The 18852-nt window shown below is 58.7% G+C and carries 18 protein-coding genes and 3 pseudogenes; 6 read left to right on the forward strand and 15 right to left on the reverse strand.

Going from position 1 to position 18852, the window contains the following annotated elements; all coding sequences use genetic code 11:
* Positions 1-3 precede the first annotated feature (3 nt).
* The 5 genes and pseudogenes from J2857_RS30625 to J2857_RS30645 form a co-directional block, all read right to left on the reverse strand.
* The gene (locus J2857_RS30625; protein WP_210013845.1) at positions 4-1812 is read right to left on the reverse strand and encodes a S9 family peptidase; all 1809 of its coding nucleotides are present in this window, start codon (positions 1810-1812) and stop codon (positions 4-6) included.
* A gap of 4 nt (positions 1813-1816) precedes the next feature.
* Entirely contained in the window at positions 1817-2785 is a 969-nt protein-coding gene (gene pip, locus J2857_RS30630) for a prolyl aminopeptidase (protein WP_210013846.1), read from the reverse strand.
* A gap of 221 nt (positions 2786-3006) precedes the next feature.
* Positions 3007-3710, reverse strand: a pseudogene (locus tag J2857_RS30635) (IS6 family transposase).
* A gap of 100 nt (positions 3711-3810) precedes the next feature.
* A complete protein-coding gene (locus J2857_RS30640) occupies positions 3811-5007 on the reverse strand; it encodes an arabinose transporter (RefSeq protein WP_210013847.1) in 1197 nt (398 codons plus the stop codon).
* A 58-nt stretch (positions 5008-5065) separates the two neighbouring features.
* Positions 5066-6406, reverse strand: a complete 1341-nt coding sequence (locus J2857_RS30645; RefSeq protein WP_210013848.1) for an amidohydrolase family protein — start codon at positions 6404-6406, stop codon at positions 5066-5068.
* Between the two features lie 108 nt (positions 6407-6514).
* Here J2857_RS30645 and J2857_RS30650 point away from each other — a divergent pair, with 108 nt between their 5' ends.
* Positions 6515-7432: a LysR family transcriptional regulator gene (locus J2857_RS30650; RefSeq protein WP_210013849.1), complete on the forward strand. Its 918-nt coding sequence runs from the start codon at positions 6515-6517 to the stop codon at positions 7430-7432.
* A gap of 134 nt (positions 7433-7566) precedes the next feature.
* On the opposite strand, the pseudogene J2857_RS31205 reads toward J2857_RS30650, so the two are convergent.
* Positions 7567-7755: pseudogene (locus J2857_RS31205) on the reverse strand (aminoglycoside phosphotransferase); the annotation flags it as partial.
* 34 nt (positions 7756-7789) lie between these two features.
* Positions 7790-8434 carry a TetR/AcrR family transcriptional regulator gene (locus J2857_RS30655; RefSeq protein ID WP_210013850.1) on the reverse strand — a complete coding sequence of 215 codons (645 nt, stop codon included), beginning with the start codon at positions 8432-8434 and terminating at the stop codon, positions 7790-7792.
* Between the two features lie 89 nt (positions 8435-8523).
* On the opposite strand from J2857_RS30655, the gene J2857_RS30660 reads away from it, so the two are divergent.
* Complete coding sequence (locus J2857_RS30660) at positions 8524-9207, forward strand: DAPG hydrolase family protein (protein ID WP_210013851.1); 684 nt, start codon at positions 8524-8526, stop codon at positions 9205-9207.
* Between the two features lie 176 nt (positions 9208-9383).
* Here J2857_RS30660 and J2857_RS30670 read toward each other — a convergent pair whose 3' ends face one another.
* Both J2857_RS30670 and J2857_RS30675 read right to left on the reverse strand, forming a co-directional pair.
* On the reverse strand, positions 9384-9779 hold the full coding sequence (locus J2857_RS30670; RefSeq protein ID WP_210013852.1) for a YybH family protein: 396 nt from the start codon (positions 9777-9779) through the stop codon (positions 9384-9386).
* Positions 9780-10553: 774 nt separating this feature from the next.
* Positions 10554-11729 carry a peptidase S41 gene (locus tag J2857_RS30675; RefSeq protein ID WP_210013853.1) on the reverse strand — a complete coding sequence of 392 codons (1176 nt, stop codon included), beginning with the start codon at positions 11727-11729 and terminating at the stop codon, positions 10554-10556.
* Positions 11730-11914: 185 nt separating this feature from the next.
* On the opposite strand from J2857_RS30675, the gene J2857_RS30680 reads away from it, so the two are divergent.
* On the forward strand, positions 11915-12403 hold the full coding sequence (locus tag J2857_RS30680) for an RrF2 family transcriptional regulator (RefSeq protein ID WP_210013854.1): 489 nt from the start codon (positions 11915-11917) through the stop codon (positions 12401-12403).
* On the opposite strand, the gene J2857_RS30685 is transcribed toward J2857_RS30680, so the two are convergent.
* From J2857_RS30685 to J2857_RS30700, 4 genes are all read right to left on the reverse strand, one after another.
* Positions 12404-13414 carry a mechanosensitive ion channel family protein gene (locus J2857_RS30685; protein ID WP_210013855.1) on the reverse strand — a complete coding sequence of 337 codons (1011 nt, stop codon included), beginning with the start codon at positions 13412-13414 and terminating at the stop codon, positions 12404-12406.
* A gap of 41 nt (positions 13415-13455) precedes the next feature.
* Positions 13456-13914, reverse strand: coding sequence for a cupin domain-containing protein (locus J2857_RS30690; protein ID WP_210013862.1), 459 nt, complete (start codon positions 13912-13914; stop codon positions 13456-13458).
* On the reverse strand, positions 13911-14663 hold the full coding sequence (locus J2857_RS30695) for an SDR family oxidoreductase (protein WP_210013856.1): 753 nt from the start codon (positions 14661-14663) through the stop codon (positions 13911-13913). Before J2857_RS30695 ends, J2857_RS30690 begins: the two co-directional genes overlap by 4 nt.
* 70 nt (positions 14664-14733) lie before the next feature.
* Positions 14734-15213, reverse strand: a complete 480-nt coding sequence (locus tag J2857_RS30700; protein ID WP_210013857.1) for a carboxymuconolactone decarboxylase family protein — start codon at positions 15211-15213, stop codon at positions 14734-14736.
* A gap of 130 nt (positions 15214-15343) precedes the next feature.
* On the opposite strand from J2857_RS30700, the gene J2857_RS30705 reads away from it, so the two are divergent.
* Positions 15344-16270, forward strand: coding sequence for a LysR family transcriptional regulator (locus J2857_RS30705; RefSeq protein ID WP_210013858.1), 927 nt, complete (start codon positions 15344-15346; stop codon positions 16268-16270).
* Between the two features lie 143 nt (positions 16271-16413).
* Here the strand turns inward: J2857_RS30705 and J2857_RS30710 are convergent, their stop codons facing one another.
* Together J2857_RS30710 and J2857_RS30715 are read right to left on the reverse strand one after the other, a co-directional pair.
* Positions 16414-16581 carry a TetR family transcriptional regulator C-terminal domain-containing protein gene (locus J2857_RS30710; RefSeq protein ID WP_432420195.1) on the reverse strand — a complete coding sequence of 56 codons (168 nt, stop codon included), beginning with the start codon at positions 16579-16581 and terminating at the stop codon, positions 16414-16416.
* Between the two features lie 63 nt (positions 16582-16644).
* Complete coding sequence (locus J2857_RS30715; protein WP_210013860.1) at positions 16645-17505, reverse strand: NAD(P)H-binding protein; 861 nt, start codon at positions 17503-17505, stop codon at positions 16645-16647.
* Between the two features lie 110 nt (positions 17506-17615).
* Here J2857_RS30715 and J2857_RS30720 point away from each other — a divergent pair, with 110 nt between their 5' ends.
* On the forward strand, positions 17616-18524 hold the full coding sequence (locus tag J2857_RS30720; protein ID WP_210013861.1) for a LysR family transcriptional regulator: 909 nt from the start codon (positions 17616-17618) through the stop codon (positions 18522-18524).
* Positions 18525-18764: 240 nt separating this feature from the next.
* A pseudogene (locus tag J2857_RS30725) lies at positions 18765-18852 on the forward strand (IS6 family transposase); the annotation flags it as partial.

The following is an 18852-nucleotide window of genomic DNA, read 5'->3' on the forward strand; positions in this document are numbered from 1 at the left end:
ATGTCAAAGGTGTTTTCCAAGGAACCGGGCGAAGGCAGAAAACGCCTTTAAGCGGTTTTCCCGGCGCGCAAAGCCATGGCCCTCGTGGTCGATGCGCAGGTATTCGCAATCGTGGCCGAGACCGCTCAGGCACGAATAGACGTCTTCGCTCTGCCCCATCGGCACGCGGGGGTCGCGGTTGGCGTGAACGATCAGAAGCGGCGCCTTCATCCGGGCGACCCGGTTGATCGGCGAAAACCGCTCCAAAGCCTCGCGCATGACGGACGGTTCGCCATATTCGGCGGCCCGCTGCTGCCGGCCCCAGGGGCCGGTCGCAAGTAGATGGGTCAGGAAATTGCCGACACCGTAGAAATCCACGCCGAGTTTCCAGAGTTTGGGATCTTCGGTCAGCGCCGACAGAACCATGAAGCCGCCATAGGAGCGGCCGAACACGCCGATACGGCTGTCATCCACATCCGCTCGCGCCCCGATGGCGAGCCGGATCGCCCGCAGGTCGGCCACCGAATCCAGACGCTTTTCGCGGTCGTCGAGCTCGTGGAAGGCACGGCCATAGCCGGTGCTGCCGCGCACGTTCGGTGCCACCACCATGACACCCTGCGAAACGAGAAACTGGACGTCGGCGCGGAAGTCCGGCTTCCACTGCATTTCCGGCCCGCCATGCACGATGAAGAGAACCGGGTAACCGGCGGCAGGCGCCGGCGAGGATGGTGTGTAGACGAAGGCCGGTATCGGCCGTCCGTCAAAACTTTCAAAGCGTTCGACGACCGGTTCCCGGAAGGATCCGACGTCCAGACTTGGCGCGTCGGAGGCGACCGCCAGCTCGAAACGCCCGCTGGCCAGATCGAGCCTCCAGATGCCCGGCGGCGTCGCGGCCCCTTCGAGCGGGAAGACCAACGACTGGCCGTCCGGCGTAAATGCGACGGAGGTGATGACCCCGGCCGGCAGCCCTTCGAATGACCACATATCGCTGCCGTCACGGTTGCACAGGCCGATGCGGCTCCAGCCGTCTTCGTTGGAGACGTAGGCAATGCGCTGCTGGTCGGGCGACAGGGCCACGGCTTCGATATCGCGGTCGGAAAGCTCGACCAAGGGTGCGACGCTGCCGTCTTCGGCAGCAAACCGGCAAATAGCCATGAAATCGCGACCCTGGTCGCAGACGGCCACACCGCCGCTCCCGTCCCTGAACAGGCGCGCCGCAAGATAGCGGGCTTTCCCGGCATGCGGCATGATCGGCGTCAGTTCGCCATTGACGATGTCCAGCCGATACATGTCCTGGTCGTTGCCGGAGCGCAGCGATTCCCGCACCAGCAGAGCGTTTCCGTCGGGGAAAAAGGCGAGCGCCTCGCGCATGCCGGTGCCGACAAAGACTGTCGGCGCCTCGCCCGTGGTGACATTCATGACGTGGAGGTCCATGTCGTAGGGGGAACGGGCATTGGACGCATAGGCGATCCGCTCACCGTCCGGAGACCAAGCGCCCCAGACATGCACGACACCCGGCGCCTGCGTCAGCGCGACGGGTTGGGCTTCTATGTCCGGCAAAAGCCAGAGCTGATGCCGTTCGTCACCGCCACAATCCAGGGTGAAGAGGATACTCAGCCCCTTCGGATTGAAGGCGAATGCGCCGATCGGTTCGGGCATGGCGGTAACCTGCCGTGCCGGCCCGCCGGCCAATGGCCTGACCCACAGCTGGTTGAAGCCGGTCGCATTCGAGAGATAGGCAAGCCATTGGCCGTCGGGCGACACGGCTGGCGATTTGACGGACTGGATGTCCAGGAACGGAGCGATGGTTTCAGCCTCAAACGACGACGTCATCCGATCACACCCTCCGGCTTTCAAGCGCGTTGACCGCGACAAGTTTGCTGCGCAGTCGCTCGGAAGCGTTTTTCAGCTCTTCGAAAAGCGGACCTTTGGTCGATTGATGATTGGCTTCCGTGACGATCGAGAAGCCGGCTTCCGGCCAGGCCCGATAGAGCTGCCACGCGGACGCCATCGGGGTCACCGTATCATACCGTCCCTGGACGATCTCGCAGGGCAGGTGGCAGATCCGGCCGATATCGCGAAGCAACTGGCCCGGAGCGAGAAACGCGCCGTGCATGCAGTAATGCGTAAACAGCCGGGCAACGGCGAGCGCGGCCGTCGGCTCCATTAGGGCTGCGACATGGCCGGGGTCCGGCAGAAATGTCTGGGTTTTGGCGGAAAAGCCCCGCAGGCTGAGCGCCGCGGCCACCTCTTCATGGGCATTGCCGCTGGTCAGCCGCCGATAGTAGGCCGACAGGAGATTGCCACGCTCGGCTTCGGGAATGAAGGCCGCAAATTCCTCCCACTGATCGGGAAAGATGGCCCGCACACCATTGAACCACCAGTCGATATCCTCCTTGCCGGCGAGGAAAATGCCGTGAAGGCGAAAGCCGAGGCAGCGGTCGGGATATGCCTCCCCATAGGCCAGCGCCAGGCAGCTGCCCCATGATCCGCCGGAAACCAGCCATCTGTCGATGCCGAGATGGTCTCGCAGCAATTCCATGTCGGCGACCAGGGCCGTCGTCGTGTTGCCGTCGAGATCCGCATGCGGCCTCGACCGGCCGGCGCCGCGCTGGTCGAAGATAACGATCCGAAACGTGGAGCGGTCAAAGGTATCGACCTGTTTCAGGGACATGCCAGCACCTGGCCCGCCGTGAAGAACAACGACAGGGATACCCTCAGGATTGCCATGCTCCTCAACATAGAGGCTCCGAACCTCGTCCACCGGGAGATAGAAGCTCCGTTCACCCTGCCGCTGCGACTGCATTCGCCCACTCCAATGCGCAACATTGTCTGCCTATTCTATAGGCGTGCCGATGTTATGTGCATTGTGGGGCGATCTGGCCTTCCTGTCTAATGAGAAAACAAGATGGCCCATTCCAAATCGGAATAGTTATCCGACATATTTATCGAACAACAGGTTAGATGACAGGCGATGGTGATGTCAGGTTAATAGGGAGGGGTGCGCAATGGGCAGGCTTGCAGTAATCACGCGGCGATGCCGGCCGCATTCCTCCAATGGGCGATCGCCCTGAGGCGATGCAGGTGGACATCGATGGCTGTCTTTTTCGGGCCGGTTGGGACAAAGAGATTGCGAACCGCGGAGAAGACGCTGACGAAACGTTGCAACGCGCCTGCCGAACGGAACCGCTGCATCACCCGCTCCCGTTTCCGCAGCGGCAGGTGCGAGTTTTCAGCACGGTTGTTCAAGCCCTTGTGCGATCGATGCTCGACGTCCGGCATGACCTGACGCCTTGCAGCGCCGTATGAACGGAGCTTGTCAGTGACCATGCGCTTGGGCTGGCACCCCTGCCTCTTCATCAACCGGACCAGAACCCGCTTCGCCGCTTTGGTATTGCGGCGAGCCTGCACAATTTCGTCGAGTCCATAACCGTCTTGGTCCACGGCACGCCAGAGCCAGTGTTTCCGCCTGCCGATCGTCACGACCACCTCGTCCAGATGCCACACGTCACTCGGGCTGGGGCTTTCCGCCGCAAGCGGGCGGCATAGTCGGGGCCGAACTTCTTTGCCCAGCATCGGATCGTTTCATGCGAAACGACGATGCCGCGCTCCAGCAGCCTCTCTTCGATCAGGCGCAGGCTCAATGGAAATCGGAAATACAGCCAGACTGCATGGGAAATCACAGACGGCGGAAAGCGATGACGTTTATAATTGACTGGGCTCTGGCTCATCACGGCGAGATAGCCGCAAAATCTTCCAGCCCCAGTTAACATGACATCGCCCTATAGGCCTATAGGCATTTAGATAAGGTGGATGGATCGATCGTCGAGATCAAGAGCGCGAGGCGGTGAGCGAGAGGGCTGCTCCCGCCAGAGCGCAGAAGGTGCCGAAGAGATAAACCGCGGCGTAACCGAACTGCGTCGAGATGACGCCGGCAACCGGACCTGAAATGCCATAGGCAATATCGAGAAATGCGACGAAGGCGCCCATAGCGCTGCCGCGATTGGAGGCGGGTACGCGCTTGAGCGCTTCCACGCCCAGGGCGGGAAAGATCAACGCACATCCGAGACCGGTCACGAGCGCGCCGGCAAGAGCTATTACCTGATTGGACGCCATCCAGACCATTGCCTGGCCCAGAGCCTCGAGGGCAAGCGACCAGGCGGCAACCTTGTATCCGCCGATCCTGTCAGGCAGATTTCCGAGTACCAGGCGGACGAAGATGAAACCGACGCCGAACGAGGTCATCACCAGCCCAGCATTGGCCCAACCACGTGCCGTGAAATACAGGGATGCAAAGGCGGTGAGACCGGATAGTCCTACGCCTTGAAGCATGAGACCTAATCCTTCCCGCCATATCTGGCCCACCACCTTATAGAAAGGCAGACGCGTTGCGGCACTCGGAGTCGAATAGGCCAGTTCGCGGGAAGCAATGGCCCCGGCCGCGAGCGGAGCAACGATGCAGGCAATCATCGCTGCTTCCACTCCATAGATCTGGTAGGCCCACATGCCTATCGGCGCGCCGATGGCGAGCGCGGCAAACATGGCGATCCCGGTCCAGGACATAGACATGCCAGCACGTTGCGGACCGACAGACGCGATCGACCAGGAAACGCATCCCGTCACGAACTGGCTCTCGCCGAAGCCAGCGGTCAACCGTCCCACAATGATGACGGCGAGGCTGACCGAAGGGGAAAGCGCCGGCATGGCGCTGATGAGGTAAAGCAGGCCTGCTACCACACAGCTGATGGCGCCCTGCAGTGCGGAGCGTTTGCCGCCGCGGCGGTCGGAAACTCGGCCTGCATAACCCCGCGTCAGAACCGTTGCGAGAAACTGGATGCCGATCACCAGCCCGACGACAAAATTGCTGAAACCGAGCCTTTCGTGAATGAACAGCGGCATGACTGGCAAAGGTAGGCCGATGGCGAGGTAGCCGCAGAACAGAGCCGCGATGATACCCGGAGCCGGGCGTGACCGATAATCCGGTGCGGTCTCGGTCAAGGCTTTGGTGCTTTCAGCTAATGCTGACATGACACCCTCCATGGTTTGGTGGAAAGATGAAGCGGGCCACTTGAGCGCCGCGCTCCGACTAGGCGGCGGCCTTTGAGGCCTGTTTCGCGTTGAAAAAATCCGGGCGATAGCCACTCGTTTCGAAAAGATAATCGCGGGAGGCGATCACCTCTGCGGCAATCCTGTCGAGATCCACGCCCACCAATTTGCCGGCACGTTTGCGGACTTCACCTGCGACCACGACCGTATCGACATCGGAGCGCCCAGCCGCTTGCACGATCGTACCTATAGCGTTGGTGGCGGGCATAACGGCAATCTCATTGGTTCGGATCACGATGATATCGGCCTGTTTACCGGGCGCCAGCGAACCAATCTCATTTTCGAGCCCGGCCGCGCGGGCGCCATTGAGCGTCGCGGCACGCAGAACGGCATCCACCGTGATTGGCGCTGGCACGTTTTTCTCGCCGCGGAAGCGGCGATAGCGCATGGCGGATCTCTGTTGGCCGAACAGTGCATGCATTTCGTCGAACATGTCGCCGCCGAAGGCCGTATCGAGATCAATGCCGAGCGCTGGTGTCAGGCCATGAGTGACTGCCTGCTGAAACGCGAAACCATCGTCGTCGAAGCCGAAAAGCGCGTCCGACCGTGGATTGATGGTGACATTGACACCGGCCGCAGCCAACCGCTTCCACGTCTCTTCCGGCAGCCTAGTGCAGTGATTGAAGATATTGCGTGGACCCAGTAGGCCTTGCTCGTCGAACTCCGGCCCAAGCTTGGCAAGATCACCGATGAATTCTGTCAGGATGCGCATGTCGAGCTCACGCGCCGCCCGCCACCAATCAATGTTGAACTGGCCGAACAGGCCGATATGGACCAGGCTGCTACTCTGGTTCCACCTTGCTGCCAGACGCTTCAGATCATCGGGCAGGTGCGCCGCCGATGCACGGCTGTCCATCGGCGCACCGACCATATGCAGAGCACGGATGCCGCTCCCGCCGAGTGCGTCCAGTGCCGCATCGGTATGCTCTGGGCTACGCGAGGAGTGGCAGGCATCGATCACCGTGGTGATGCCCGCATCAAGGCAGGCCAGAGCCGTCAGCCGCGTGCTGACAAACATGTCCTGCGGGCGATACTGCGCGCCAAGCGTTTCGGCGACCACGCCGATATAGGCGAATAGATCGTCTACATCCGGCATCAGGCGACGCATGACGCCAAGCCACATGTGATGATGAGCATTGACGAAACCGGGCATGACGATGCTGCCGGTTACATGGAAGACCTCGGCATTGTCGGTCGGCAGGTCCGGACCGATCGCGACAATTCGCGCGCCTTCCACCAGGACATCGCCGCTGACCAGATTGGGAATGCGGTTGTCCAGAGTGACGATGGTGCCGCCTTTGAAAATCTTGCGGGCGCTCATAGTTCATCCTTTCCGAGTTGATAAGACGCCGCCTTTATCGCTCCGTAATATACTTGAATTAAGTGCGATTATGTCAGATAGTTCCTGACTAGAAGTCAGGAGTACGTAATGCCCTTCGATGGACGGGTCTTATCGGGCCTCGGCGTGCTAGCCGCAGTGATCGAGTGTGGAAGTTTCGTAAAAGCCGCGGAACTTATCGGCATGACCGATTCCGGCGTTAGCCGCGCAATCGGCCGGCTGGAGTCGCGCCTCGGCGTGCGGTTGATGGATCGTACGACGCGATCCTTGGTGCTGACAGATGAAGGGCGGCGCTTCTATGAGGAGGTAAAGCCGCATCTCGATGCGATCGAAAGCGCTGCGGCGTTAGCTTCCGGCGCGTCATCGGCCGTGCGCGGGCGGTTGAAGGTCGATATCGATCCCTTCTTCCTACCGTTGGTGCTCGCCGGACAGCTCGGGCGCTTCTGTGAGCGGTATCCTGACTTGGTAATTGAGTTCGTCACACGCGAACACGTCGGCGATCTGGTTGCTGACGGCATTGACATGGCGATCCGCTTCGGTCAGCCGCGTCTATCGACATTGGTCTCCCGTAAACTGATCGAGGCGCCGATTCTCACTGTTGCTTCGCCGCACTATCTTGCACGCCGTGGACGACCGAGCCATCCGTCGGACCTCGCGAAGCACAGCTGCCTTCAATTCCTCGATCCACATTCCGGCCGGCCTTATGAGTGGGAGTTTATTCGCGGGCAGGAGAAGGTCGAGGTCGAAACATCTGGACCGCTTACCTTTACAGATCCTAAATCGTTGCTTGCGGAATGCCTCTCAGGAACCGGTGTCGCACAGGTGATAGGCTGGGGTGCGGGAGCCGCGTTGGAGAACGGCGAACTAATCGATCTGTTTCCCGACTGGCATGGCGAACAGTTTCCTTTGTTTGCCTTTCACCCATCACGCAACCATCCCCCAGCGAAAGTCGGCGCCTTCATCGACTTCTGTCTGGAGATGGCGATGGAACTGCAACGAAGGCGATGACCGGAATGGGCCAAGAGGTGCCTTCCGCTTCGCGCCTTCATTTTGGTCGTGGGGCCCGCGATGGCGTCTTCCCGAAAGCAGACGTCGATCAAGCTAAGCTTCGACGGCATCAATACGCCTTGGGCGGCCGTCGGCTAGACCGCTCGAACTTCGGCAAGTCGCTGTTTCGCGTATTTGTCATCCCAACAGACGGCGGCTTCCCATCCGGCCGATGCTTGCGCGGCGATGTCATACGCCCCGGCTTCCAGATCGGCAGCATTATGGGGCAAGACGAGGTCAAGGTCGTGCACGTCGATATTCGACTCATCCCAGTCGATCAGAGACGAAACTTTATCACCAGATGCGCTACGATGGCCGCTATGGTGCCGTGCCCAACTCTTTGAACAATACACGTGCGTAGAAATCCACGCATTCTCCAACCCGTGCGGTGACCTCCTCATCGCTATCGTTCCACGGTGTTTCAAGGCCGATAGCGGCCCTGCGCAAGGGCTCAGCAACAAGAGCGGCAAGGATCATCCGGGCAGATCGGTTGACATCAAATGATGGGATATCGGCTTGGTACTCGCGCAGCCAGGTCGCCACGGCCAGCACCCCTCGCTCGACCCCGTTTCGATTATAAATTTCTGCGAGCCGTTCTCGACCTTCCTTATCAGCACAGATGAGACGGAAAAGGGCTACAGCTTCCTTGGATAGGGCGATCCGGTAAATCCTGCTCAATAGCGCCCTCAGGCTCCCCGGATCAGGACGCGCCTCGCCCGGCCGGTGATCTCCACTGGTTTGGAGTTGCTCAGTCCAGGACGCTACGATTTTCCCGACCAGTTCCTCACGATTGGCCGCCATAGCGTAAACAGTCTTTTTGGCAACTCCTGCGCTACGCGACACCGCATCGATGCTGAACTTGGCAAATCCCTGGTCAAAGAGAAGCTGTGTTGAGGCTTGGAGAATTTTGCGTTCCACCTCAAGCCGATTACTGGCCGGACGCCCTCTCGCTCGCTTTTCCAAATCTTGATCTCCTTGACCAACGTCGTACGAACGGTGTATCGACCATATTTGGGAAACGCAATACGTTTCCTAAATATAGGAGATTGGAAATGCAACATGATTTGGAAGCAGCAATCCCTGTCGCACTGCTGCACGCCGACCCAATTAGACTAGAAATGGGGATCGAGCGCTTCGGCTCCGGCACCCTCACGGTCGCCTGCAGAACGATAATGCCAGGGTGCAATGGAGCGATGCTGGAATGGTGGTTTAAGTATTTTGAAACCGACGAACATCTTCGCTGGTGGCATCCGATTGATCACAAGCGCCATTTCGGTTGGGACGAGCTTTGGAAAAAAGGGGAGAACTACATCGGCGCGACAATCAGGGCGACGGAGTCGCTAGGAGAGGTTCCTCCGGTCAAAGCAACCATCAAATTCCTAAGCCCAGCCGCATACTTCAGTGCTACGGACATCGATGCGGCAAAGCAGGTGGGCGGCGTATCCGCACTTTTCTACGCCGGAATTGGCTTTGGCGAGAATGTTGAGATTGACGAGCATGGAATTCCAATAGGCGGCCGGATGATGCACGTCACACGGGACAGGCCCGATGGCCTCGTTCTGCGAAGCAGATTCGTTCTTGGTCTCGATAGCGACAAGGGCGGCCACGCTGTCCCGGACGAGATCGGACTGGGGCTGATGCGCCATTGCCATTCGGAGTTCTCGTTCCTCGCGAAGGCACTTCCGTCTGCATATTATGGTGATCTCGCAAATTCCAGACCTGCCGACAACTGGTAGCTTCGCCCGACTGGAATAACACAAGATACCTGACCAGCACGTTGATCGCCATTGTCAACGGTCACAAGCAAAGCCGGATTAAAGAACTCCTACCGTCGAAGTATGCGGCAACGTAATCTGCGCCAATCGGAACGCTGTCCCCCGACCCAATATGGGCATTGGGCCGGGGAGCCTTTTCAACTATCGAGGAGAGCCGTGCCGTAGGAATTGTCTACAGCGCATAACCAGTTCCCAGACGAGTCTCTACGAAACACATAGGTGGCACGTCGTACCGTCGATGTCGCAATGCCGGTCTCGTCGACGGCATCCAACCAGGTTTCCATGATGACCAACGCTGTGTCCCCGCCCTCGATCACCTCCATCCTCCCTTGGCGGACTTTCAATTTACCTTGGAAATGAGCAGAGATTGCTTCGAACGCTTTCCTGATCTGGTCCTTGCCTTTGGCGTACATGCCTGCCTTGACCACCAAGGTGGCATCATCGGTGTAAAATCGCATCAAGCCGTCGAAGTCTTTGGCCGATATTGAACGGTCTGCAGATTCGATAAGGGCTTTCAAGGGATGGTCGGGCATTCTGGACTCCAAAATGGCCGCGAGAGGAAAAACAAAACCCGCCTCGCGGCGGGTTGCTTTGTCTGGAAATATGACGCGCTTAACCCACCACTCGATGAATGGTGATAATATTCAAAGTGAAAGCGCGTACAAATTCCATAGTGCGTCTTTATCACCAACATCAGCGACTGGCAAATGATCACGTCCAATTTTGAGCAAGCTAGTCAAGGTGCCAGCGGCACACCGTTTACGATGAACGAACCCATTTCAGACCTTCAAACGTTGCCCCGATTGCATGGAGTCCCCCTTCGTCGGCCGCTTTGGGCAACGGGGCAATCGGCGGGTTTGCTGAAATCCTGGGTGCGAAACTGTGTAAAGGAGGGCTATAGCGTAGACGTAGTTCTCATCATCACCTGCGCGGCGCGCCAAATATCGCCGATTACCCTCCGGCAGTATGCTATAGCCGCCGGACGTACGCCCTCGTACCTGGCAAAGGCTGGCTCGCGCACAGAAGAGCGTAGAAGGGACGGCTTTCGGGCGCAGAAAAGTTCGAATCACTTTCAGTCGAAACATCACCGCACGAACATGTTCCGGCCTGGCACGGTGGAAACGCGCCTCCATGTCGGCCATTGAGGGCGAAGTTGTGCCGCGCCGAATGCCGACGTTCCACATATCGAGCTCGACGGCTGTAGCGCCCTCAACCTTGTCGTTCGCAGTCAGAACTGGGCGACCCGAAAGCTGCCCTGGGCCGCAGCGCCTAGCAGGGGCGACCAAGCGGACCGAGCCGCCGTTCGTCTAATCGTTCAAACTCTTTAGAACTTGTTGATAGAACGCGCCTTGTGCATTCCCAGCAGTAGACCTTACGACCCATTCCCAATCCAAATTCAGTTTTCCTGCCGGGACCATTTGCCGCGCGATCTCCGCCGGTGTGGTTTCGTCGCTGGTTCCGTTCTCCCAGTCGTGAAAGGCTGATGAGTATCGAACGACCGCTCCGCTGATCGGCAAATCGAGCAACCCTCCCTCGGCAAAAAACATCAACCCGTCGCCCATTTCTTCCCCGATGAGTTTGAGCCTACGTCCCAAACGATGTTTGAGGATGGCTACAAACACTATCGCTGCGGAAAATGTGAATTTGTCGACAAGCACAACAACCTGCCTGCTTGCGTTTTCAGAGATGGCGTCGATCAAGGGCATCGTTTGAAGGAAGTCGCCACCGGTGTTTCCGCGAACGTCAATCAAGAGTTTTTTGTTCGAGCAGGTGCTTACATGCTCCGCTACACCAGAGATGGCTTTCGGCAGCGCACTTTCGCTTGGATCGAAGAAACTTGGCAATAATATTGACAGCCCAAGCCCCTGCCAGTCCTTAATCTCCACAAATCTCTCGGGTTCCCAGGCCGGATCAGCCTTGCCATGCTCGTTTCTCGGGTAGAGCATCGATGCGGGAACCGTATGCCCGTTCTCCACTTTCAAATCGGTTATCTGCCCATTCTCGTCTTTCACGCGATATTCGGTCGTATTCTCTTTTGAAGAAAAACCGAGGTGAGCTAATGCATACGGCCACGCGAGAAGAATCGGTCCGATGACCCGTTTCCTCTGGCGCGTTCCCGCCAGAAATTTCTCTGCGGCGGCTTCAATTTGGCCCAAAGGTATGCCGTTGACTGCTATCAGCTCTCCTCTTGGCGCAGTTGTTTCTAGTGCCGTGTCAGTTAACTGCACCACCGTCCCGACGCTCACAAACCTCAGCGGAAGCACCGAGATGGAATCGTTCGGGATCAGCCGTGTGTGCCCGTTGTCGGGAAGTGCGAGTAGGCGCATCGCGGAAAACAGAAAGGCCTCTTTGGAACCCTCCAAAGCGTATCGTCGAGTGTCACAAATGCAGCCATCTATCATCGCCTGTTCGATCCGCTGAAAACTGGGATCGGTTGGCAGGACAGTTTCTAGAATTTTCTCGAGGTCTTGCGTCAGGGACATGGTTCACGGTGCGCATAGTTGCTCGTCGATGTCCAGATTGGGCTCGATGTCACCCTTCGCCGCGCCCCGCTCGTAGGACAGCAATGCGCCAATAACGGACATGCGTAGTTTGATGATTTACAGCGCAAGATAATAAGGATACCATATATCCTTATTATCTCTTTTCGAAAGTCGGATTGGTCTTAATGATCCTTAAAAGCCAGGTGGAATGGGCGTTACACTGTTGCGCCATCCTTTCAGGCCTGCCCGAAGGCCGCTACCTGTCGACCAAGGCGCTCGCGGAATTGCATGGTCTGCCCAAAGAGTATCTTTCCAAGGCACTGCAAAGCCTGTCGCAGGCTGGGCTGGTGCACACGACGCTGGGACCCTCAGGCGGATACAGACTGGCCAAACCGGCCGCCGAGGTGACGTTTCTCGACATCATTGAAGCGGTCGAAGGAAACGGACGAACCTTCGTTTGCAACAACATTCGCGCCAACAATCCGTGCCGTCCCGAAGGCTATTGCGAAGTAGGCTCATGCGCAATTGCCCGTGTCATGTGGGAGGCCGACGAGGCGTGGCGAACCAAGCTCCGCAGCGTGACACTTGCAGAGCTGGGACAGGTGCTCGAAAGCGAAATTCCGCCGCAAATCTGGAATGGCACATTCGAATGGGTACTGGACCGCGCTGGTTGATCAACGCTCGGGGGAAGGCATGGTCCGGCCCAGAGCCATGCCAACCCAGGGATAGAGATAACTCTGCGGCGGCGGAGCGAATTCCAGCCCGTTGGCGGCACACTGCTCATAGACCACATCGATTACCCCGTTTCGGGCTGGTACTCGGTCGGCCGGGTGTGGAACCCTGAACTGAAGTTCAACTTCGATGCCAATCGCATCCATCCCCTTGACGGCGACGATCGGCTGGGGGTCTTGAACGATGCCTTTGCAAGTCTTCAAAGCCGTAACGATCACCTCTGCTACGAGGGATGGCCGATGCGTCGCCGCGATCCTGAGGGGAAGAACAAGGAGGTGCGACTCGTCCGGACGCGTGAGGTTGGTAAGGGTGACCTTGGCGAGCGCACTGTTGGGAAGGACGACGATATTGTGCGCTGGCGTGAGGACATGCGTCGAGCGCCAGTTGGTTTCGACCACCCGGCCTTCGGTCCCGTCGCCGAGCTGAATCCAGTCGCCGATGGTGAACGGCCGGCCAAGCGTGAGCGCGACGCCGGAGAAGAGGTCACCGAGCGTGTTTTGAAGCGCGAGGCCGACGATGATGGCCACCAGACCGGACGTTGCAACCAGGGTGCCGATAGGTGCCCCGAAAACAAAGCCGACGATCGACAGGGTCACGCCGAGATAGACTGCCGCAACGATCAGGTCCTGAATGAGCCGAGCCTCCTGCGGTCGGCGGTCCAGCACGATGTAGAGGCGCACAAAGCCTATCGAGGCCCAGGCCAGATGGACCCACCAAAGGACGCGTGCTGACGTTCCCGGAAAACTGCCGCCTCCCGCGGCCCCCGCTCCGTAGACCCGGTACGGCATGATGCCACTGGACATCATGGCCACTGTCATCGCAACGAAGAAGACGATCTGGACGATCAACCTCGCTGTCGGTCGGTCTCGACCTTGCAGGTGCCAGACGATAATGCCCAGCACCCCGAGCAAATTGACGATTGCCAGAGCAAGAACCGTATGATCATCGAACATGAACGTGCCTCGCTGCTCGGGGTGCCGACATCGGCAGGACCCTACTTCTTCAAAGGGAAGGTCAAGTTCTTCTGGTCGGTGTCAACCACAAACACGGCCAGAAGCTTTGCAGGTTTTGTCTTGCTGCCATTCTCGCTGACACCGTGGCGATCCCCCGGCATCTCCCAGAAGTTCTCGCCTGAATGATAGACTTTGACGGGGCCGTCGTTGACCTGGCTACGGATGGAGCCTTCCAGTACCGTCGCGTAGATGAACGCGGAGTCGGGATGCATATGCGCCTCGGAAGATCCGCCTGGGCCATATTCGACAAGAACGCCCTTCATGCTTTTGCCCGGAACATTCGGCAGTTCGTGCTGGAAGACGAGCGTAACCTTCGAGGAGCTGTCGTCGGCTGCCGCGATGCCGGACAACAGCACGGCGAAGGCAAATGCGGCGGGAATGCACTTCTTCACAACGGAATTCCTTTCATGCGTATGGTTTGAGGACGAGCGAAGCGTCATTTGCGAGCGGACGTTGCGAACCACTGTTCAAAAGTGATCTTGCCAAGTTGGGGATTGTTGTCGGAGACCAGCGAACCGTCGTCGAGCCGTGCGCCAAAGTAGCGAGCTTCCGGATCGGCTTCGACGAGGCGGGAGTCGCCTATTGCCTTCAAGTAGCGAGCGACGAGGTCGCTCAGACGCCAACGTTCCGGGCCGGCGATCTCGATGGTGCCGTTGACGGGAATGGCAAGTGCCGCGGCAGCCATCGCATCCGCGACGTCATCCGAGGCGATCGGCTGCACATAGGCGGGAGACAGGTGGACCTTGTCGCCGACAGAACTGGATTGGGCGATGCCGCCGAGGAATTCCATGAACTGTGTCGAGTGAACGATCGTGTAGGGGAGCCCGCCGGCCTTGATGAGCGTTTCCTGGGCGAGCTTGCCACGGAAGTAGCCGCTTTCCTGCAAGCGTTCGGTGCCGACCACGGAAAGGGCGATATGATGTTTCACGCCCGCGAGCTTCTCCGCCGCCAGCAGATTGCGGCCGGACGTTTCGAAGAAATCGAGCACGGCCTTGTCTTCGAAGGACGGCGAATTGGCAAGATCGAGCACGACCTCCGCGCCCGCTAGCGCTTCGGCAACGCCCGCGCCCGTGATCGTGTTGACGCCCGTATTCGGAGAGGCGGCGATGACCTCGTGGCCCTTGCTACGGAGGCGTTCGACAGTTTTTGAACCGATAAGGCCGGTCCCGCCGATGATGACGATTTTCATGGTGGTTCTCCTGGCGCAGCCCGCTCGCGGACTGCGCAAAAGTCAAATTGGGGGAAGAAGGATCGGTGACTTAGTTCAGGCCGGCCTTGTCGAGCCCATAGAGCTTGTCAGCCGAGCCGGGCACGACCTTAAAAGCGATGCTTGCGCGGTTCCAGGCGTTGATGGTCATGATCGAGAAGGTCAGGTCGGAAATTTCCTTTTCCGACAATTGCCCGCGGACACGTTCATAAAGTTCATCCGGAATGCCGCCCTCGGGCAGTTTCGTGACAGCTTCTGTCCAGGCCAAAGCCGCACGCTCCCGCGGTACGAAGAGATTGGATTCGCGCCAGATGGCGACATGGTAGACGCGAAGCTCGCTCTCGCCATGGATTTTCGCTTCCTTGACGTGCATGTCGAGGCAAAAGCCGCAGCCATTGATCTGCGATGCGCGGATGTTGACGAGGTCGCGGGTTTTTTGCTCGATCACGCTCTCGCCCGTAGCCATGCTGAGGTCGAGCAGCTTCTTGAACAGTTCCGGGGATTGTTGGGCGTAGTTGAGGCGCTGCGTCATCTGTCTCTCCATAATTAAGGATATAAAACATCCTCATGGATATAAAATATCCTTAATAACTGGACAGTAAAGCGCATTGTGCCTAGAATGCTGGCATGAGGCCTATGTCGAAAAGTATGAGGGGACGGTGATGGAGATCGTATCGGCTTTGAAAACCTTCCTTCGCGTCGCCGAAACCGGATCCTTCTCGGCGGCCGCCATCGATCTGGGCTTGACCCAGCCCGCCGTCTCACGACAGGTCTCAGCGCTTGAGGCACATCTCAATGTCAGGCTCCTTCATCGAACGACCAGTGCACTGGCTTTGACGGCCGAAGGCGAGCGAACGATCCCCATGGCGTTGAAAGTGGTCGAGGCGGTGGACGCGCTCGGAGAAGCCCACATTGCCGGAGGCGCGGCGGTGGTGGGCAAAGTGAAGCTGAGCCTGCCCGCGCCGCTCGGCCTCTACATGAGCGACCGCCTTCCGAGCTTTCTCAAGGGCCATCCCGGGCTTTCCATTGAGCTGATCTTCCGTGAAGAGCCCTCGGATCTGGTGGGCGACGGCATCGACCTTGAAGTGCGCCTTGGGCAGGTCAGTGACAACAGCCTGATGTGCCGCCGGATCGGCTGGACGACCGCCTTCCTCGTGGCTGCGCCTTCCTATTTGAGAGACCGGACCGCACCGGAAAGGCCCGACGCGGTCAACGATCATGACTGCATCTGCTATAATCGGGCAGGTGATAGCCGCGCTTGGTCTTTCTCCGACGGTGCCGAGGACGTGCATTTGCGAATATCGCCAGGGCTCATCGCCAACAATTCTGTTGCCGTTCACCGCGCAGCGCTGTCGGGAGGAGGCCTCGCGGTCCTTTCACACATCCTGGCAGGCCCGGATATCGAGAACGGACGCTTGGAGAAATTGATGCCGGAATTTCCGCCGATGCGACTGCCCATCAACGTGGTGTATCTATCACGTCGAAACATGCCTTCACGCGTCCGCGTCGTGCTCGATTTTCTGGTGGAGGCCGTTCGCGAGGACCCGCTCATGGCCTCGCAGGTAGACGATAGGCAAGACGTCAACTAAGGGCTCTTCAAAAGCGGCCATGGCAAAAAAAAGCTAGGACATCACGGCAGCTTCGCTGCCAATAGTGGTTTATTTTGACTTTATTCGACGTCGTCGCCCGGATCGCTGACCGAGCTGGTGACATCCCGGACGGACTTATCGTGTCAATCCGGTGGCAGCCTGCAGGCAAGATAGTCGCGCATCTGCTGGAGTGCATCCTCGCGTGCGAGTCCGTCGGACCGCAGGCCCAGACGCAGCCAGAGCCCATCGATCAGCGCGGTGATGGCGAGGGCTCCATGCTCGCATTCGTCAGCGGGCACGAGTGCAACCATTGCGGACATCGTGGCGGTTGGACCTTAGAGCCCATGACCTCTGTCAGTGCAACGAAAACGGCACTAGAGATTGGCCTTCAGGAACGTGCTCATGGTCTCGGGCGCGTGTCCGAGCATCCTGGCCAGCGTAGGGTCAATGGCCCTAAATTCCCCTGCACGAGCTGCGCGGTAATATCCCAGCATGACGGCAATGGAGCCACCCGGCATGCCTGCTTTGCGCGCTGTCGCTTCCATGCTCTCCTCGCTCACAACTGCCCGTGCGATCGGCTTGCCCAGCACTCTCCCTGCGAGTTCTGCGATATCGGCAAGATTCAGTGCCTCGCTGCCCGTCAGCGGCGGGGTGGGGCCGTCGATCACCTCGTTCCCGGCGAGCAGGGCAGCGTCGGCGGCCGCGAGGTCGTCATGCGTCGCCCATGCAACCTTGCCGTCTTCCGGACCTTCCAGCTTGCCCGCGTCGAAACCGTGTTTGTTCATCATCAGCGCACTTGCCGCATAGAAACCATGACGCATTGCCGTCCAGGCAATTCCCGACTCCGCCAGCATGTTCTCCGTGGCGGCATGATCTCGGCCAGGCGGGAAATGAGAAGTAGCGGAGCTTGACACCTGACTTGTGTAGAAAATGCGCTCTACGCCAATTTCGCGTGCGATACGTATGGCGATAGCATGCTGTTCCAACGGGTCGCCACCTGTTGCAGCGGCGTTGGAGGAGATCAGGAGAAGACGCCTGGCACCGGTCCAGGCGTGGCGCAGACTCGCGGCGTCGCTGAAATCCCCTTGGCGCACGCGAACTCCGCTTGCCTCGATATCCGAAACCTTTTTCGGATCACGCACGCTGACGCCGATCTCGTCGGCAGGCACATGAAGCAGCAGGTTTTCTACGACCTTGCGGCCGAGCTTGCCAGAGGCACCCGTGACAATGAACATTGCTCTATTCCTTCAGTTTGATGCCATTGCTCGGACGATAGCTACTGAAGCCAACCTAATTGCCGTTCATTTAATTGATAATCCGCCAGATCTCGAATAGCCTGTTCTCTATGAAGAACAATGTGCCGCCGAACGACCTTCAGGTGTTTCTGACTGTGCTGAACGAAGGAGGTTTCCGGGCTGCAGCAAAACGGCTGGGCGTCGCGCCTTCGAAAATAAGCACGACGGTCTCGCGGATCGAGAAGCAACTCGGTGTGGCGCTTCTCCTGCGAACCACCCGGAGTATCCGGGCCACGGAACAAGGTCAGGCACTGGCAAGCCGCATCCAGCCTTTAATGATCGAAATGGACGCGGCTTGTCTGGAAACGGCGCGCTCGACGGACGTCGTACAAGGGCGCTTGAAACTCAACGTTCCAGGTGCGGTCATGCCGGACATCCTGCCGCGTCTCATCGTGGAATTCCAGCAAAGGCATTCGAAAGTAGAAGTCGAGATCGTGATGGAGAACAGTCTCGTCGACATCGTCGAGGCAGGATGTGACGCGGGCATCCGCTATGGCGGGTCTATCGAGAAAGATATGATCTCCATTCCGATTGGTCCTCGTCTCCAGCAGATGGCGCTTGCAGCGGCCCCGTCCTACATCGAGAAGCACGACCAACCTGAAAATCCAGCCCAACTGACGGACCACTACGCGATCCGATACAGGTTGCCCGGCGGACCGCTTCTTCCCTGGGCGTTGCGAAACGGAGACAAAACGGCAAACGTGAAGCCTTTGACGCGCCTGGTTCTGAGCGTCAATGCATTGAACACGGGATTGAGCTACGCTCGAGCCGGACTGGGTATCATCGGCACCTTCCGCAACTGGCTTGACGATGACTTCCGTGCAGGGACTCTGGTTCCCGTACTGCGCGACTGGTGGGCTGAGCAGGAGGGGCCACGCCTCTATTATCCAAGGCGCTTCACATCCACGCCGCTGCGTGCATTCATCGATGTCTGCCGGAGCGAAACCATGACGAGGTAAACCGCTGTCATTCCTCCGCTTCGGGCCGATCCCAGACCTTGCCGCCGAGTATCGACATGTACGCTTTCTCATTGGGTATCCTGGTAGCGGACAGTCTGCAGTCGCCCCCAAATCAGCCATCCCATCCCAGCCAAGTTCATGGGTTGATTAGAAAATCCGGTACCTGAGATTGTAACGATGAGGGCTCAGCATTCTGCGCGGAGGCGTCGCCTTAACCGGCTGGTGCGGATCGAGGCGAGGAAATTTGGCCTGAAGTTCGCCCATCAACTTCGTCGGCTGTCGCGTGGCAGTTTTGCTGACAAGTGGCATCTCGATGAGATGGTCGTGT

Origin of the sequence: Neorhizobium galegae, from assembly GCF_017877055.1 — a bacterium.
GTDB classification, from domain to species: domain Bacteria; phylum Pseudomonadota; class Alphaproteobacteria; order Rhizobiales; family Rhizobiaceae; genus Neorhizobium; species Neorhizobium galegae_D.

What these genes read in the sequence shown, in the direction of transcription:
- J2857_RS30625 (WP_210013845.1), bottom strand. Translation starts at nt 1,812, where the DNA reads ATGACGTCGTCGTTTGAGGCTGAAACCATCGCTCCGTTCCTGGACATC.
- pip (WP_210013846.1), bottom strand. Translation starts at nt 2,785, where the DNA reads ATGCAGTCGCAGCGGCAGGGTGAACGGAGCTTCTATCTCCCGGTGGAC.
- J2857_RS30640 (WP_210013847.1), bottom strand. Translation starts at nt 5,007, where the DNA reads ATGTCAGCATTAGCTGAAAGCACCAAAGCCTTGACCGAGACCGCACCG.
- J2857_RS30645 (WP_210013848.1), bottom strand. Translation starts at nt 6,406, where the DNA reads ATGAGCGCCCGCAAGATTTTCAAAGGCGGCACCATCGTCACTCTGGAC.
- J2857_RS30650 (WP_210013849.1), top strand. Translation starts at nt 6,515, where the DNA reads ATGCCCTTCGATGGACGGGTCTTATCGGGCCTCGGCGTGCTAGCCGCA.
- J2857_RS30660 (WP_210013851.1), top strand. Translation starts at nt 8,524, where the DNA reads ATGCAACATGATTTGGAAGCAGCAATCCCTGTCGCACTGCTGCACGCC.
- J2857_RS30670 (WP_210013852.1), bottom strand. Translation starts at nt 9,779, where the DNA reads ATGCCCGACCATCCCTTGAAAGCCCTTATCGAATCTGCAGACCGTTCA.
- J2857_RS30675 (WP_210013853.1), bottom strand. Translation starts at nt 11,729, where the DNA reads ATGTCCCTGACGCAAGACCTCGAGAAAATTCTAGAAACTGTCCTGCCA.
- J2857_RS30680 (WP_210013854.1), top strand. Translation starts at nt 11,915, where the DNA reads ATGATCCTTAAAAGCCAGGTGGAATGGGCGTTACACTGTTGCGCCATC.
- J2857_RS30685 (WP_210013855.1), bottom strand. Translation starts at nt 13,414, where the DNA reads ATGTTCGATGATCATACGGTTCTTGCTCTGGCAATCGTCAATTTGCTC.
- J2857_RS30690 (WP_210013862.1), bottom strand. Translation starts at nt 13,914, where the DNA reads ATGACGCTTCGCTCGTCCTCAAACCATACGCATGAAAGGAATTCCGTT.
- J2857_RS30695 (WP_210013856.1), bottom strand. Translation starts at nt 14,663, where the DNA reads ATGAAAATCGTCATCATCGGCGGGACCGGCCTTATCGGTTCAAAAACT.
- J2857_RS30700 (WP_210013857.1), bottom strand. Translation starts at nt 15,213, where the DNA reads ATGACGCAGCGCCTCAACTACGCCCAACAATCCCCGGAACTGTTCAAG.
- J2857_RS30705 (WP_210013858.1), top strand. Translation starts at nt 15,344, where the DNA reads ATGGAGATCGTATCGGCTTTGAAAACCTTCCTTCGCGTCGCCGAAACC.
- J2857_RS30710 (WP_432420195.1), bottom strand. Translation starts at nt 16,581, where the DNA reads ATGGTTGCACTCGTGCCCGCTGACGAATGCGAGCATGGAGCCCTCGCC.
- J2857_RS30715 (WP_210013860.1), bottom strand. Translation starts at nt 17,505, where the DNA reads ATGTTCATTGTCACGGGTGCCTCTGGCAAGCTCGGCCGCAAGGTCGTA.
- J2857_RS30720 (WP_210013861.1), top strand. Translation starts at nt 17,616, where the DNA reads ATGAAGAACAATGTGCCGCCGAACGACCTTCAGGTGTTTCTGACTGTG.